Origin of the sequence: Streptomyces sp. NPDC012769, assembly GCF_042901205.1 — a bacterium.
Lineage (GTDB): Bacteria > Actinomycetota > Actinomycetes > Streptomycetales > Streptomycetaceae > Streptomyces.
The window spans coordinates 246473-260934 of record NZ_JBIBCP010000004.1 but is presented as its reverse complement, the minus strand read 5'-3'; the positions used below and the strand labels follow the sequence as shown (position 1 = coordinate 260934).

Genomic DNA, 14462 nt, shown 5'->3' with positions numbered 1-14462 from the left:
GGAAGTCCCGCACCATTCGAATGATTAATCCCTCGCCCTGTGGACAACTTTCCGCGCCACTCGCACCACCCAGGCAATCTGAGCTGCGGAAGGACGAGCGAAAGATCGTTTACGGGGTGGGGTCATGCATCCGATGGTGAAACCGGCGTTGCGGCGTGCCTGGCGGAATCTGCAGTACGTGCAGTTCGGGGTGACGCCGGCGCACGCGGTGGTCCTGGGGCCGGTCGACACGACCACCGGCAGTCTGATCGGTCTGCTCGACGGGACGCGCGGCATGGAGCTGCTGCGGGCGGAGGCGCGGGCCCTCGGCCTCGCGGACGGCCGTCTCGAGGCCCTGATCGGCCGGCTCGCCGACGCCGGACTGATCGCCGACGCGTCGGTGCGGCCGCCCGCCGGACCACCGGGCGGGCCGCGGGACCGCGCGGACGCGGAGCTCGACCCGGTGCGCGCGGACCTCGCCTCGCTGTCCGTCGTCCACCGGGCACCGGACGGGGCGCCGCGGGCCCTGGCCGCGCGGCGGGCCCTGCGGGTCCAGGTGCGCGGGGCGGGAAGGGTGGGCGCGGCGGTGGCGGCGCTGCTGTCGGCGGCTGGCGTCGGGCGGGTGGAGGTCCTGGACTCCGGCACCGTCGCCCCCTGGGAGGTCTCGCCCGCCGGGCTGCCGGCCGAGGCGGTCGGGGAGCGCCGGGCGGTCGCGGCCCGGCGGCTCGTGCGGCGGGCGGCTCCGGGCGGGCGGCCGACCGGCGAGGGCCGTGCCGCACCGGGTGACGGCGGCGGCGAGCCGGGGCTGTCCCTCATCGTGGTGACCCCGCGGGACGGCCTCGGAGCCTATGTGCCCGATCCGCTGCCGGCCGAGAGCTGGCTCGCCACCGGGACGCCCCATCTGTACGCGGGCGTGCTCGAAGCCACCGGCGTGGTGGGCCCGCTGGTGCTGCCGGGCGGGACCGCGTGCGCGGGGTGCATGCAGCGGGAGCGGACCGACCGGGAGCCGGTCTGGCCGCGCCTGCCGGCCCAGTGGCGCTCCGGCGCTCCCCATCCGCTGCCGGCCTGCGACGTGGGGCTCGCGACGGCGGTCGCGGGGCTCGCCGCCGCGCACGCCCTGGCGTTCCTGGACGGGGACCTGCCGTCGAGCGTGGGCGCCCGCTGGGAGGTGTCGCTGCCGCTGCTCGAGTGGCGCTCGGCGCCGGTGCGGGCCCACCCGGCGTGTCCGTGCGGGGCGCGCCGCGGCACGGAAGGGGAGCGTGTCTCCGCGTCCCGGAGTGCGCACGACACAATGGCGGGGTAACGACACCGCGTGGCACGGCAGTCTGGGACCTGGAGGGCACATGTCTGATCTTCCCCGGAAGGCGGTCACACGGACCGCCAAACTGGCCGCGTTGCCGCTCGGCTTCGCCGGGCGGGCCACCTGGGGCCTGGGAAAGCGCATCGGCGGGAAGTCGGCGGAGATCGTCGCTCGGGAGCTCCAGCAGCGCACGGCGGAGCAGTTGTTCCGTGTGCTCGGCGAGTTGAAGGGCGGGGCGATGAAGTTCGGGCAGGCCATGTCCGTCTTCGAGTCGGCGCTGCCCGAGGAGGTGGCCGGGCCCTACCGGGCGGCGCTCACCAAGCTGCAGGACGCCGCTCCGCCGATGCCGACGGGGACCGTGCACGCGGTGCTCGAGGAGCGGCTCGGCGAGGGGTGGCGGGAGCTGTTCCTGGAGTTCGAGGACAAGCCGGCCGCGGCCGCCTCGATCGGGCAGGTCCACCGGGCGGTGTGGCACGACGGCCGCGAGGTCGCGGTGAAGGTGCAGTATCCGGGGGCGGGGGACGCCCTGCTGTCGGATCTGGCGCAGCTGAGCCGGTTCGCCCGGCTGCTCGGACCGCTGATCCCGGGCATGGACATCAAACCGCTGATCAAAGAGCTGCGGGACCGGGTCGCGGAGGAGCTGGACTACGGCCTGGAGGCGTCGGCCCAGCGGGCGCACGCGGAGGAGTTCGCGGACGACCCGGACGTGGTGGTGCCGGCGGTGGTGCACCAGTCGGACCAGGTGCTGGTGACGGAGTGGATGGACGGCGTCCCGCTGTCGGAGGTGATCGCGGACGGCACGCAGGAGCAGCGGGACCGGGCCGGGCAGCTGCTCGCCCGCTTCCTGTTCTCCGGGCCCGCGCGCACCGGTCTGCTGCACGCCGATCCGCATCCGGGAAACTTCCGGCTGCTGCCCGGGCCCGAGGGCGAGGACGGCGACCCGGCGGGCTCCTGGCGGCTCGGCGTGCTGGACTTCGGCACCGTGGACCGGCTGCCGGGCGGCCTTCCCGAGACGATCGGCACCTGTCTGCGCATGACGCTGGCCGGGCGGGCGGAGCGGGTCTACGAGCTGTTGTGCGCGGAGGGCTTCGTGAAGGAGTCCGTCGCGCTCGACCCGGACGAGGTCCTGGAGTACCTGCTGCCGATCATCGAGCCGGCCGAGGTGGAAGCGTTCGGCTTCACCCGCGGCTGGCTGCGCGCCCAGGCCGCCCGGCTCGCCGATCTCCGCTCCCCCGCACACCAGTTGGGCAAGCAGCTCAATCTGCCGCCCTCGTATCTGCTGATACACCGTGTGACGTTGAGCACGATCGGGGTGCTGTGTCAGCTGGGCGCGACGGTGCGGCTGCGGGACGAGCTGGAGGAGTGGCTGCCCGGCTTCGTGGAGGCGGACACGGACTGAGCGGGCCTGAGAGGGTCTGAGCGCTGAGCGGGCCGCTCACCACCAGGACGAGTCGAGGCGGCCCTCGATGGCCCTGATGTTGGCGCGGGCGCAGTCCTCGCAGAAGTACTGGCGGGTGCCGTTCTCCACCGAGCAGGTCCAGGTCACGGGCAGTTCCGGTGCGGTCCTGCCGCAGCGGGCGCACACGTAGAGGGGCTCGGGGGCGGTGGCGTCGTTCACCTTGGTGACGATAACCCGGCGAGCGCCCGCGCGGCGGGCAACGCACCGCGGGGGCCGGTCCGTTCGGACCGGCCCCCGCGGCTGGGAGTCTGCCTGGCTCAGTGCATGACGGCCATGGCGAGCGCGCGGCGGGCGCGCATCGACACGCGCTCGGCGCGCCGCTGCATCCGCCGGGCGGCGACCAGGCGCACGGCCTGGCGTTCCGCGTCGGCTTCCCGCAGGCGGTCGTGCATATGAGCACGGGCCAGGGCTTCTGGGATGAGTTGCATCTCACGGGTCCTGTTCTGGCGCGAGCGGTTCGCGCCGCTGATCGAAACGTCTGGGGTCGCGGAGCCGGAGGGCTCGTGGGCGGACGTGGTCATCGGGGCCTGCTTCTGGGGATCGTGCGTGAGGGGGCGGTCAATGGTTCCGGTGCGCGTGAGGTTGGGGGTCGCCCCCCAGGTGATGGCGGTCATGCCGCGATCGGGTTCTTGCGCGGGCGGCCACGGGGCCGCTTGCGGGCCACGACCACGCCCTGGACGAAGAGCTCTCCACCCCAGACGCCCCAGGGCTCGCGGCGCTCTTTGGCGCCGGCGAGGCAGGCCGCCATGAGCGGGCAGGTCCGGCAGAGCGACTTGGCGTACTCGACGTCGGCCGGGGACTCGGCGAAGAAGACCTCGGGGTCGTACGAGCGGCAGGGGACGGGCACACCGAGGTTCTCGATGGCGTCGTCGAGCGCGGTGAGCGCGGTGAGGGGGGTCAAGGCGGAGTCCTCCGTGAGGCCGGGCGGGGGGATCGTTTCGGAAGGCGGTACGGACGGGGCGTGCGCTTCGAGTTGCACGGGTTTTCTTCCTCGTCTGGTCGTTCCGGCCTGTTGGCCGGGGTTTCGGGTGGTACCGGTTCTGCTGGTCCCGAGGCCCCCTCGCTCCGTCAGCCCCGTTCGGGGACAAACAGAAGGGCCGCGGATCCCTGATGGGGTTCCGCGGCCCTGAAGGCGCCGGCCTGATCGTCGATCAGGCTGGATCACTCCAGGGTTCGAGCCCACGGAAGGCCCACATCGTGTGGTGCTGCGTCGTCTGCTGCTCAATACCGGCACCGGTCGCCGCAAAGCCATAGGCCGGGGCCTGGGCCTTGCCCACCACTCCTGCTTCCAGTGCCTTGGTCGGTCGCTCATTGCGCTCCGGGCGATCCATCAGGAGACCGGGCATGCCGAGAACGGGCAGGCCAGCGCCGGACAGACCACTGCCAAGAAGCGTGGAGGACGCGAAGGCGGAGAGGCCGAGCGTGCAGGCGGAGACGACCGAGCGATCGGTCATTTTGGCGGTGCTGGTCTGGATGTTCTTGACGGTGCTGATCACTGGAATCGCCTCCTCTCGGCGTCTCGGAGGGCTCGGGGTGAGCCGGACCCTCATCTTCTATTGGACAAGTACAGCACGAAGACAGGGCTTCGAAGAAGCCGCTGTTTCCGTGGTTAAGAACCTATGGGGCTTGACGGGGCGGGCGCAAACTATTTTTCCCACGAGTTTTCGTCACGCCTCGTCGTCGCTTCCTCCGGGCACCTCACCTGCGCAGATGGCGAGAACATCGGCGCCGAAGCGGTCCAGCTTACGGGCGCCGACCCCCGAGATCGCGGCGAGCTCCCCGTCGGATCCGGGCACGCGCTCGGCGATCGCCATGAGCGTCTTGTCGGTGAACACGCAATAAGCGGGCTGGCCGAGCTCCCGCGCCTGCTCCGAGCGCCACTCCCGGAGCCGCTCGTACAGGCCCTCGTCCATGTCGGAGGGGCAGCCCTCGCAGCGCATCAGCTTCATCTCGCCGGCCTCGGTGAGCGTGGCGCCGCAGACCCGGCACTGCACCGGTCCGCGCCGCTTGCGCCGCCCGGAGCCGCTGCCCCGCTCGATGCCTCCGCCGCCGCCCGCGCCCGCCGCGCCGAGGGAGCCCGAGCCGGGCCGCAGCCCCTTGAGGAAGCGGGTGGGGCGGCGGGAGGCGCGGCCGCCCGGGGAACGGGACAGCGCCCAGGACAGGCTGAGGTGCACCCGGGCCCGGGTCACGCCCACGTACAGCAGGCGGCGCTCCTCCTCGACCTGCTCGTCGGTCTTGGCGTAGGTGATCGGCATCATGCCCTCGGTGAGGCCGACCAGGAAGACGGCGTCCCACTCCAGGCCCTTGGCGGCGTGCAGCGAGGCGAGCGTGACGCCCTGGACGGTGGGGGCGTGCTGGGCGGCGGCCCGCTCGTCGAGCTCGGTCACCAGGTCGGCGAGGGTGGCCCCCGGCCTGGCCCGGGCGAAGTCCTCGGCGAGCCGGACGAGCGCGGCCAGCGACTCCCAGCGGTCCCGGACGGCGCCGGAGCCGGCCGGCGGCTCGGTGGTCCAGCCCTTGGTGGAGAGCACGGCCCGCACCTGGGAGGGCAGGTCCTCGGCGTCGTCGAGCAGCGCGTCGTTCCCCCCGGCGCGGGCGGCGCCGCGCAGCGCCACGCCCGCCTCGCGGACCTCCTGGCGCTCGAAGAAGCGCTCGGCGCCGCGCAGCTGGTAGGGCACGCCGGCGTCGGCGAGGGCCTGCTCGTAGACCTCCGACTGGGCGTTGACCCGGTAGAGCACGGCGATCTCGCCGGCCGGGACGCCGGCGCCGATCAGGTCGCGGACGCGGCGGGCAGTGCCCTCGGCCTCGGCGGGCTCGTCCGCGTACTCCGTGTAGACGGGCTCGGGGCCGGGGTCGCGCTGGGAGATCAGCTCGAGACGGTGCTCGGCGGCCCGGCCGCGGGCCTGGCTGAGCAGCCCGTTGGCCAGGTGGACGACCTGGGGGGTGGAGCGGTAGTCACGGACCAGCTTGACCACGGTGGCGTTGGGGTGACGGACCCGGAAGTTCAGCAGGTGGTCGGGGGTGGCGCCGGTGAACGAGTAGATCGTCTGGCTGGCGTCACCGACCACGCACAGGCTGTCGCGGTCACCGAGCCACAGGTCGAGCAGCCGCTGCTGGAGCGGGGAGACGTCCTGGTACTCGTCGACCACGAAGTGCTGGTACTGCCGACGGATCTGGTCGGCGATGTCGTGGCGGTCCTGGAGGATGCCGACGGTGAGCAGCAGCACGTCCTCGAAGTCGATCACGTCGCGGTCGCGCTTGAGCTGCTCGTACATCGCGTAGATCTGGCTGATCTCGGCGGGGTCGCGGGGGGCGTCGCGGACCGACTTGGCGACGGCGGCCGGATAGTCGGCGGGGACGGTCTGGGTGACCTTGGCCCACTCGATCTCGCTCGTGACGTCCCGCAGCTCGTTCCGGTCGAGCCGGATCCGGCAGCGGGCCGCGGCCTCGGCGACCAGCTGGATCTTCCGCTCCAGGAGCCGGGGCAGCTCGCCACCGACTGCTTTCGGCCAGAAGTACTGGAGCTGGCGGAGGGCGGCGGAGTGGAACGTGCGGGCCTGGACGCCGCCCGCGCCGAGCTGGCGCAGCCGGCCGCGCATCTCTCCTGCGGCGCGGTTGGTGAACGTGACGGCCAGCACACTGGCGGGCGCGAGTATGCCCGCCCGCACCCCGTAGGCGATGCGGTGGGTGAGCGCGCGGGTCTTGCCCGTACCGGCTCCGGCGAGGACGCACACCGGGCCGTGCAGGGCCAGCGCGACCTCGCGCTGCTCCGGGTCGAGCCCGTCGAGCACCGCGTCGGCCGACTCGGGGACCTGCGGGAAAAGAGGGGAGTGCGTTGCTGCTGTCACCCCGCCATGCTGCCAGGTCCGAGGGGGTCGGTGCGGCGGGTTGTCCACAGGCGGGTGGCGCCGGTCATACGAACACGGTTCCGGGAATGGGTGGCCGAAGGCGTACGTTCTTCCTCATCGCATCCACCCGCGAACTTGAGGAGCGCCTGGCCATGCAGGGCACTGTGACGATGTACAGCACCACGTGGTGCGGCTACTGCCGCCGGCTGAAGAGCCAGCTGGACCGTGAGGGCATCGCGTACACGGAGATCAACATCGAGCAGGACCCGGAGTCGGCGACCTTCGTCGAGCAGGCCAACGGCGGCAACCAGACCGTCCCGACCGTCCGCATCGTCCCGACGGCCGGCGGCGACGAGGTCGTCATGACCAACCCGAGCCTGGCCCAGGTCAAGCAGGCCCTCGCCGCCTGACGCGCCCTTCGCGGGCGCCCTTCGCGACCCGCTCCGAGACCCCGGTCGGCCCACGGCCCGGCCGGGGTCCGGCGTTGCGGGACCCGCCGGGTCGATCATGGGGGCATGTCGATCGTCGCCACCGTGGCCGTACTGGCCGTCGCCGCACTGCACGCATACATCCTGGTCCTGGAGATGTTCCTGTGGACCGCCCCGCGCACCCGGGCCGCCTTCGGCACGACCGCCGAGTTCGCCGCCGAGACGAAGGTGCTCGCCGCGAACCAGGGTCTCTACAACGGCTTCCTCGCCGCCGGTCTGGTCTGGGGCGCCGTGGCGGACGAGCCGGTCGCCTTCGCGGCGCGGGTCTTCTTCCTCGTCTGCGTGGCCGTGGCGGGCGTCTACGGGGCGGCCACCGCGAGTCGTCGCATCCTCTTCGTCCAGACCGTCCCGGCGGTGATCGCGCTCGCGCTGGTGATCGCCGCCCACTGAGCCCGCCGGCCGCCGATGGCCGAAAACAGATCGTCCCGGTGCCGGGCACCGGGACGATCTCGCATTCCGCTTACGGTCCGGACCCATCCCGGACCCGAGCGCGCCGCGCCGGGTCGGGAACCCGTCGCCCGCCTACCGACTCAGGCCAGGTCGCCCGGCTTCGGGAGCGGCTTGCCGTACCAGAGCTCGACCAGACGGGAGGCGATCGAGATCCCGTACGGGGGCAGGACCTCGCCCGACTCGAAGCCGGCGGCCAGGTCCTCGCGCGAGAACCAGCGGGCCTCGTGGATCTCCTCGCCGTCCACGTTGATCTCCGCCGAGGTCGCCCGGGCGAAGAAGCCCAGCATCAGGCTGGACGGGAACGGCCACGGCTGGCTGGCGATGTACTCCACCTCGCCGATCGTGACGCCCGCCTCCTCGAAGACCTCCCGCACCACCGCCTGCTCGATGGACTCGCCCGGCTCCACGAAGCCCGCGAGGGTGGAGAAACGGCCCTCGGGCCAGTGCACCTGGCGGCCCAGGAGCGCCCGGTCCTGGTCGTCGGTGACCAGCATGATCACGGCGGGGTCGGTGCGCGGGTAGTGCTCGGCGCCGCAGGCCTGGCAGCGGCGGACGTGCCCGGCCGCCGCGACCACCGTGCGCTCGCCGCAGCGCGAGCAGAAGCGGTGCAGCCGCTGCCAGTTCTCCAGCGCGACCGCGTGCACCATCAGACCGGTGTCCCGCGGCGACAGCAGCATGCCCGCCTCGCGCAGGCCGGCCGGCCGCGCGGACTGGTCCATGCGGCCCGGCAGGCTGTCCTTCTGGAGCGCGAAGTAGGACACGCCGTCGGCGTCCGTGCCCAGGAAATAGCGGTGGGTCTCGGTGACCGGGGCCTCGAACGCCGGCGTCATGACCAGCTCGGTCCGGCCGTCGGGCGTGTCGTCGATCAGCACCTGGCCGCCCGAGACCACGAAGACCCGGGTCGTCGGGTGGCTCCAGGCGGCGGCGAGCCACGCCTCGTCGAGGCGGTGGTGGGCGGCGCGGTCGATCCCGCTCGGGGCGGTGAGCGAGATCGGGCGGTCCGCGGACGCGTTGTTCAGGGTGCTCACAGGTGCTTCCAACTCCCCCGGATCGGTGTGTGGGTCAGGGCCTGCCGCCGGATCATGGCCGGCCGGGCCCCGGGCGCTCGGCGTCGTGAAGGGCGGTCGGCAGGTCGCCCCACAGATGAGCGGTCGTCTCGACGCCCTTCATGAGGAGATCGAGCTCGATCTTCTCGTTCGGGGCGTGCCAGCCGTCGGACGGAACCGAGATGCCCAGGAAGAGCACCGGCGCGCCCAGGACGTCCTGCAGGTCGGCGGCCGGTCCCGAACCGCCCTCGCGGGTGTAGCGGACCTTGGCGCCGTCGAAGGCCCGGCTCATCGCGCCGGCCACCGCCTTCAGGGCCGGGTGGTCGAGCGGGGTGAGGCAGGGCCGGGTCGGGGCGCCGAACACGATCTCGTACCGGATGCCGGCGGGGACCAGGCCGGCCAGCCAGTCGCGGACGGCGGTCTCGATCCGGTCAGGGTCCTGCCCGGCGACGAGCCGGAAGGAGAGCTTCAGGTGGGCGGAGGCGGGGACGATGGTCTTGCCGCCGGGGCCCTGGTAGCCGCCGCCGATGCCGTTGACCTCGGCCGTGGGGCGGGCCCAGACCCGCTCCAGGGTGGAGTAGCCCCGCTCGCCGAGGGTGCCGTGGGACCTGGCGGTGGCCAGCCAGGCGTCCTCGTCGAAGGGCAGCTCGGCGACGAGCGCCCGCTCGGTGGCGGAGAGCTCGGTGACGCCCTCGTAGAAGCCGGGGATCGCGACCCGCTCGTCGGCGTCGTGGAGCGCGGCGACGATCCGGCCGGCGACGGTGGCCGGGTTCGGCACCGCGCCGCCGAAGGAACCGGAGTGGATGTCCTGGTCCGGCCCGAACAGGTCGATCTCGCAGTCCGCGACCCCGCGCATGCCGGTGCACACGGTCGGGGTGGTCTCGGACCACATGCCGGTGTCGGACACGATCACCACATCGGTCGCGAGCCGGGCGGCCTGCTTCTCCACCAGGGCGCGGAAGTGCGTCGAGCCCGACTCCTCCTCGCCCTCCACCAGCAGCTTCAGGTGGACGGCGGGCGCGGTGCGGCCCGTGGCGGCGAGATGCGCGCGGACCCCGAGGGTGTGGAAGAAGACCTGGCCCTTGTCGTCGGCCGCGCCCCGCGCGTACATCCGGCCGTCGACGACCACCGGCTCGAACGGATCCGTGTGCCAGCCGTCCTCGCGGGCCGCGGGCTGCACGTCGTGGTGACCGTAGACGAGCACGGTCGGCGCGTCGGGGTCGTCCGACGGCCACTCGGCGAAAACCGCCGGCGCCCCGTCGGTCTCCCAGACCTCGGCGGTCGGGAAACCGGTCTCCTTCAGCGCGGCGACCAGCCACGCGGCGCTGCGCCGCACGTCCCCGGCCCGCTCCGGCTGCCCCGACACGGACGGGATCCGCAGCCACTCGGCGAGGTCGTCGAGAAAGGCGGACCGGTGCCGCTCGATGTACGCGCGTACGGTCTCGGTCTCGGTGCCTGCGGGGTGGACGGCGCTGTCCGGGGTCTCGCTCATGCCACCGAGCCTATCCGGCGCCCGAACCCGCTCCGCCGTCGGCCGGTGCCCCGAGCAGCAGGGCCTCGAGCCCGGCCCGGCCGGGCAGCCGCGAGGGCCGTACGACCTCCCCCGTCCGCACGTACACGAAGGCCGCGGCGACCTCCTCCGGGTCGAGTCCGTGCTGCTCGGCCCAGGCGAGGCGGTAGATCGCGAGCTGGAGCGGATCGGCGTTGCGCAGGTGGCTGGTCTTCCAGTCGACGATCTCGTACGCGCCGGTGTCCGGGTCCCGGTAGACGGCGTCGATCCGGCCCCGGACCACCCGGCCCGCGAGGGAGAGGTGGACGGGGACCTCGACCTTGTACGGGGTGCGGCGGGCGTAGGGCGTGCGGTCGAAGGCCTCCTTGAGCACGTCCAGGTCCCGCTCGTCCAGGATCTCCGGCTCGCCCGCGAACTCCTCGCCGCCGGGCAGCTCGTCCGGACCGAGCATGGGCAGCGGCAGCTCCTCGAACCGGGACTCCACCCAGGCGTGGAAACGCGTGCCGCGCCGGGCGGCCGGCTGCGGCGGCTTCGGCATGGGCCGGGCCAGCTCCTTGGCGAAACCGTCGGGGTCGGCGGCGAGCCGCAGCACCTGGGAGGCCGACAGATAGGCGGGCAGGACGACGTCCCGCGTGGTCGCCCGCGAGCGGTGGAGCTCGGCGGTGAGGGCGGTGAGATCGCGGTCCCAGGAGGCGATGGTGCGGGCGTCCTCCGGCGTGAGAGCCAGCCGGGCCTCCGTCCGGGGGGCGGGCACGTGGGGCTCTTCGGGGGCCGGGACGTGCGGGTCCGGCTCGTCCCGGTCCTCGTCGTACGAAGGCTCTTCCAGGTCCTCCGGGAGCCAGAGGTCGTCGGGGTCCGGGTCCCGGTGGCCGTGTGCGGGGGCGGCCTCAGCGCCCTGCGGGGTGACGGCCGCCCACAGGCGGGTCAGCACCGCGTCCGCCGCCTCCCGGCGTCGTGCGAGCGACTCCTTGTCCAGGGGCAGCGGCCAGGCCTGGTCCGCGAGTTCGGCCGTGAGCAGGGGGTTCTGCGCGCCCTCCTCCGGCGGGTCCGCCCAGGCCTCGATCTCGCCGTGGCCGGCCGCGCAGTGGTCGTACAGCGCGGCCAGGAAGTCCGAGGGGCCGCGCGGCTTCTTCTGGGCGGGGCCCCACCAGTGGGCGGAGCCGAGCAGCAGGGAGCGGGGGCGGGTGAAGGTCACATAGCCGAGGCGGAGCTCCTCGGTGTGCTGGTGGTCGCGCAGGTCCTCCTTGAAGGCCTTCAGGGAGGCGGCGTCCCAGGCGTCCAGCCGCGGCAGCGTGGCCGCGTCGCCGCGCAGGGCGTGCGGGAGGACCTGGGGCTGGGCGGGCCAGGACTCGCGGGCACGGGTCGACGGGAACTGACCGGTGACCAGGCCGGGCACCGCGACCACGTCCCACTCCAGGCCCTTGGACTTGTGGGCGGTCATCACCTTGACCGTGTTCTCGCCACCAAGCAGCGCGTTGTCCAGGCCCTTCTCGTACTGCGCGGCGGTGCGCAGGAAGCCGAGGAAGGCGAGAAGGGTGGCCTCGCCGTCGAGGGAGGCGAAGCCGGCGGCGATGTCCAGGAAGTTGCCGAGGGTCTCGCGGCGGCGGGCGGCCAGGGCGTGCGGGGAGGCGGAGAGCTCGACCTCGAGGCCGGTGGCGGCGAGCACCCGGTGCAGCACGTCCATCAGCGGGTCGGCGAGCGAGGACCGCAGGGCGCGCAGCTCGGTGGCGAGGCGGGCGAAGCGGACCCGCGCCTCGGCGGAGAACGGCAGCCCGTCGTCCTCGCCGCCGCCGGAGTCGAGGAAGGTGTCGAGCGCGTCGGCGAGGGAGATCACCTCGGCCGGGTCGACGCCCTCGACGGCGGCGGCGAGCCGCTGGTCGGCGTCGGCGGCCTCATCGCCGGGCCGGTGCACGAGGAGCCGGGCGCGGCGGCCGAGGAGGGCCAGGTCGCGCGGGCCGATCCGCCAGCGGGGGCCGGTGAGGAGTCGTACGAGGGAGGCGTTGGCGCCCGGGTCCTGGAGGACCTCGCAGACGGCGACCAGGTCGGCGATCTCGGGCAGGTGGAGCAGGCCGGAGAGTCCGACGACCTCGACGGGGACGTCGCGGGCGACCAGGGCGGCCTGGATGGCGGGGAAGTCGGTGGCGGTACGGCACAGGACGGCGATCTCGCCGGGCGCGGTGCCGGTGCGGACGAGGTGGGCGAGGGAGTCGGCGAGCCAGTCGATCTCCTCGGCGTGGGTGGGGAGGAGGGCGATGCGGACGCTGCCGTCGCGCTCCGCGCCGGGCGCGGGCCGCAGCGCCTCCACACCGGCGTGCATCGCGCGCAGCGGGGCGGCGAGGCCGTTGGCGAGGTCGAGGAGGCGGCCGCCGCTGCGCCGGTTCTCGGAGAGGGCGTGGCGCGTGGCCGGGGTGCCGTCGCCGTACGGGAAGTGCTCGGGGAAGTCGTCGAGGTTGGCGACGGAGGCGCCGCGCCAGCCGTAGATGGCCTGGCAGGGGTCGCCGACGGCGGTCACGGCGTGCCCGGTGCCCTGCCCGAAGAGACCGGCGAGGAGCAGCCGCTGGGCGACGGAGGTGTCCTGGTACTCGTCGAGGAGGACGACCCGGAACTCGTCGCGGAGGATCGCGCCGACCTCGGGGCGGGTGGTGGCGAGCTCGGCGGACAGCGCGATCTGGTCGCCGAAGTCGAGGAGGTCGCGGGAGCGCTTGGCGGCCCGGTAGCGGACGACGAGGTCGAGGAGCTCGCGGCGTGCGGCGGCGGCCTCGGGGAGTTTGCGCAGGTCGGCGTTGGTGAGCTTGGCGGTGGCCAGTTCGTCGAGCAGCTCGGAGTCGTGACGGAGGAGGCGCTCGGGCCGCACGAGGTGTTCGCTGAGCTCGGCGTCGAGGGCGAGGAGGTCGCCGACGAGGGTGGGGAAGGAGCGGGTGAGCGCGGGATACGGGCCGGGGGCCTCGCGCAGGACGCGGGCGGCGAGCTGGTAGCGGGTGGCGTCGGCGAGGAGCCGGGAGGTGGGCTCCAGGCCGATGCGCAGGCCGTGGTCGGTGAGCAGCTGCCCCGCGAAGGCGTGGTAGGTGGAGATGCGGGGCTCGCCGGGCGGATCGTCGGGGTCGAGGACGTCGGGGTCCGTCACGCCGGCGCGGACGAGGGCGGTGCGGACGCGCTCGGCGAGCTCGCCGGCGGCCTTGTTGGTGAAGGTCAGGCCGAGGACCTGCTCGGGGGCGACCTGGCCCGTGCCGACCAGCCAGACCACCCGGGCGGCCATCACCGTCGTCTTGCCGGAGCCGGCTCCGGCCACGATGACCTGCGGGGCGGGCGGCGCGATGATGCAGGCCGTCTGCTCCGGGGTGAACGGGATGCCGAGCAGCTCCTTGAGCTGCTCGGGGTCGGTGATGCGTGCGGTCACCCCAAAGAGGCTAACGGGGCGGACTGACAACCCCGCCCGCCGGCGGCCGCCGGGGCCGTCCTCAGGCCGGTGTGCCGCGGTCCAGCTTGGTGAGGTCGACGGTCTCGCCGGCGGGCGGGACGGCGACCTTCACGGGCTTGTCGTACTCGGAGAGCGTCACCGAGCCGGGCTCGTCGCCGCCCGTCTTCACGACCTTGAGGATGTAGGGCTTGCCCCGCTGGGACACGGACACGGTGGTGGTCTCGGGGGTGTCCCGCGGCTCGGTCGGGTCACCGGGGTCGCGGGGTTCGGCGGTGTCCCCGGGCTCGGTGGTGTCCGCGTCCGTCTTCTTCTTGACGAGGGTGGCGACGGGGGTGTCGTCGACCTCGGCGTCGGGGCCGCGGGTCAGACCGGTGCGCCGCTCCTTGTCCTTGCCCAGGTCGTCGAGGAGCGCCTTGAGGTCGCACACGTCGCTCAGGTCCTCGGCGCCGGGCTGCCCCTGGGGGATCTTCAGCCAGCGGCCCTTGAGCAGTTCGATCGTGGCGTCGATCTGTGCCTCAGGCATCCGCTGGGCGCTCATGGAGGCGCGCCAGAAGGCCTCGTCGCCCTTCATGTACGTCACCCTGCCGGTCTGGCGGATCTCGGCGGCACCGCCCTTCAGCTTGATGGCACCGGTGCACTCGTTCTTGTCGTTGAGGGAGAAGTCGACGTCCAGCGGCTGGTCGCTGGAGACGACCCGGCCGGCCATCCGCAGCGAGGTCGCGGACTGGGTGGCGGTGACGGCCTTGTCGGCGATCTGGTCGGCGGTTTGGCCCTTGAAGGGGTCGGGCGAGGGGCTGGGTGCCCGCACGGTCACCGGCGGGGACTGGGCCACGGCGGCCGGGGCGGCGCCCAGGACGAGGGCGGTCGCGACGGCGGTGACGGTGCTGGTGGCGCGGAGCCTGCTGGTGTGGGACGTCATGCGAGCCTCCTCGCGACTTTCCCCGAGACACCCGGTCCTCCCAGGGTG

13 protein-coding genes are annotated in these 14462 nt (G+C 73.4%); 4 read left to right on the top strand and 9 right to left on the bottom strand.

All coding sequences use genetic code 11. The features are described from left to right. Positions 1 to 124: 124 nt before the first annotated feature. On the top strand, positions 125 to 1282 hold the full coding sequence (locus tag ACFY7C_RS22480; RefSeq protein WP_389653439.1) for a ThiF family adenylyltransferase: 1158 nt from the start codon (positions 125 to 127) through the stop codon (positions 1280 to 1282). A 40-nt stretch (positions 1283 to 1322) separates the two neighbouring features. Beyond that, entirely contained in the window at positions 1323 to 2678 is a 1356-nt protein-coding gene (locus ACFY7C_RS22475; RefSeq protein ID WP_389653436.1) for an ABC1 kinase family protein, read from the top strand. Between the two features lie 36 nt (positions 2679 to 2714). Here ACFY7C_RS22475 and ACFY7C_RS22470 read toward each other — a convergent pair whose 3' ends face one another. The 5 genes from ACFY7C_RS22470 to ACFY7C_RS22450 all read right to left on the bottom strand — a co-directional run bounded on the left by ACFY7C_RS22470 (position 2715) and on the right by ACFY7C_RS22450 (position 6583). After that, the gene (locus ACFY7C_RS22470; protein WP_389653433.1) at positions 2715 to 2897 is read right to left on the bottom strand and encodes a hypothetical protein; all 183 of its coding nucleotides are present in this window, start codon (positions 2895 to 2897) and stop codon (positions 2715 to 2717) included. A gap of 98 nt (positions 2898 to 2995) precedes the next feature. Further along, on the bottom strand, positions 2996 to 3352 hold the full coding sequence (locus ACFY7C_RS22465) for a hypothetical protein (protein WP_389653431.1): 357 nt from the start codon (positions 3350 to 3352) through the stop codon (positions 2996 to 2998). Further along, the gene (locus tag ACFY7C_RS22460; protein WP_389653428.1) at positions 3349 to 3717 is read right to left on the bottom strand and encodes a WhiB family transcriptional regulator; all 369 of its coding nucleotides are present in this window, start codon (positions 3715 to 3717) and stop codon (positions 3349 to 3351) included. The genes ACFY7C_RS22465 and ACFY7C_RS22460 overlap by 4 nt, the downstream gene beginning before the upstream one ends. A gap of 172 nt (positions 3718 to 3889) precedes the next feature. After that, the gene (locus tag ACFY7C_RS22455; RefSeq protein WP_389653425.1) at positions 3890 to 4288 is read right to left on the bottom strand and encodes a hypothetical protein; all 399 of its coding nucleotides are present in this window, start codon (positions 4286 to 4288) and stop codon (positions 3890 to 3892) included. Positions 4289 to 4405: 117 nt separating this feature from the next. Further along, positions 4406 to 6583, bottom strand: a complete 2178-nt coding sequence (locus ACFY7C_RS22450; protein ID WP_389653422.1) for an ATP-dependent DNA helicase UvrD2 — start codon at positions 6581 to 6583, stop codon at positions 4406 to 4408. Between the two features lie 152 nt (positions 6584 to 6735). Here ACFY7C_RS22450 and ACFY7C_RS22445 point away from each other — a divergent pair, with 152 nt between their 5' ends. Then, positions 6736 to 6993: a mycoredoxin gene (locus ACFY7C_RS22445; RefSeq protein WP_389653419.1), complete on the top strand. Its 258-nt coding sequence runs from the start codon at positions 6736 to 6738 to the stop codon at positions 6991 to 6993. Positions 6994 to 7098: 105 nt separating this feature from the next. Next, complete coding sequence (locus ACFY7C_RS22440; RefSeq protein ID WP_389653416.1) at positions 7099 to 7461, top strand: DUF1304 domain-containing protein; 363 nt, start codon at positions 7099 to 7101, stop codon at positions 7459 to 7461. Positions 7462 to 7601: 140 nt separating this feature from the next. On the opposite strand, the gene nudC is transcribed toward ACFY7C_RS22440, so the two are convergent. From nudC to ACFY7C_RS22420, 4 genes are all read right to left on the bottom strand, one after another. Then, positions 7602 to 8549 (bottom strand): NAD(+) diphosphatase, encoded by a 948-nt coding sequence (nudC, locus tag ACFY7C_RS22435; protein WP_389653413.1) that lies wholly within the window; start codon positions 8547 to 8549, stop codon positions 7602 to 7604. A gap of 52 nt (positions 8550 to 8601) precedes the next feature. Next, positions 8602 to 10059 (bottom strand): dipeptidase, encoded by a 1458-nt coding sequence (locus ACFY7C_RS22430; protein ID WP_389653410.1) that lies wholly within the window; start codon positions 10057 to 10059, stop codon positions 8602 to 8604. Positions 10060 to 10069: 10 nt separating this feature from the next. Continuing rightward, a complete protein-coding gene (locus ACFY7C_RS22425; protein ID WP_389653407.1) occupies positions 10070 to 13474 on the bottom strand; it encodes a UvrD-helicase domain-containing protein in 3405 nt (1134 codons plus the stop codon). A gap of 61 nt (positions 13475 to 13535) precedes the next feature. Beyond that, positions 13536 to 14414, bottom strand: coding sequence for a hypothetical protein (locus ACFY7C_RS22420; RefSeq protein ID WP_389653403.1), 879 nt, complete (start codon positions 14412 to 14414; stop codon positions 13536 to 13538). Positions 14415 to 14462 lie beyond the last annotated feature (48 nt).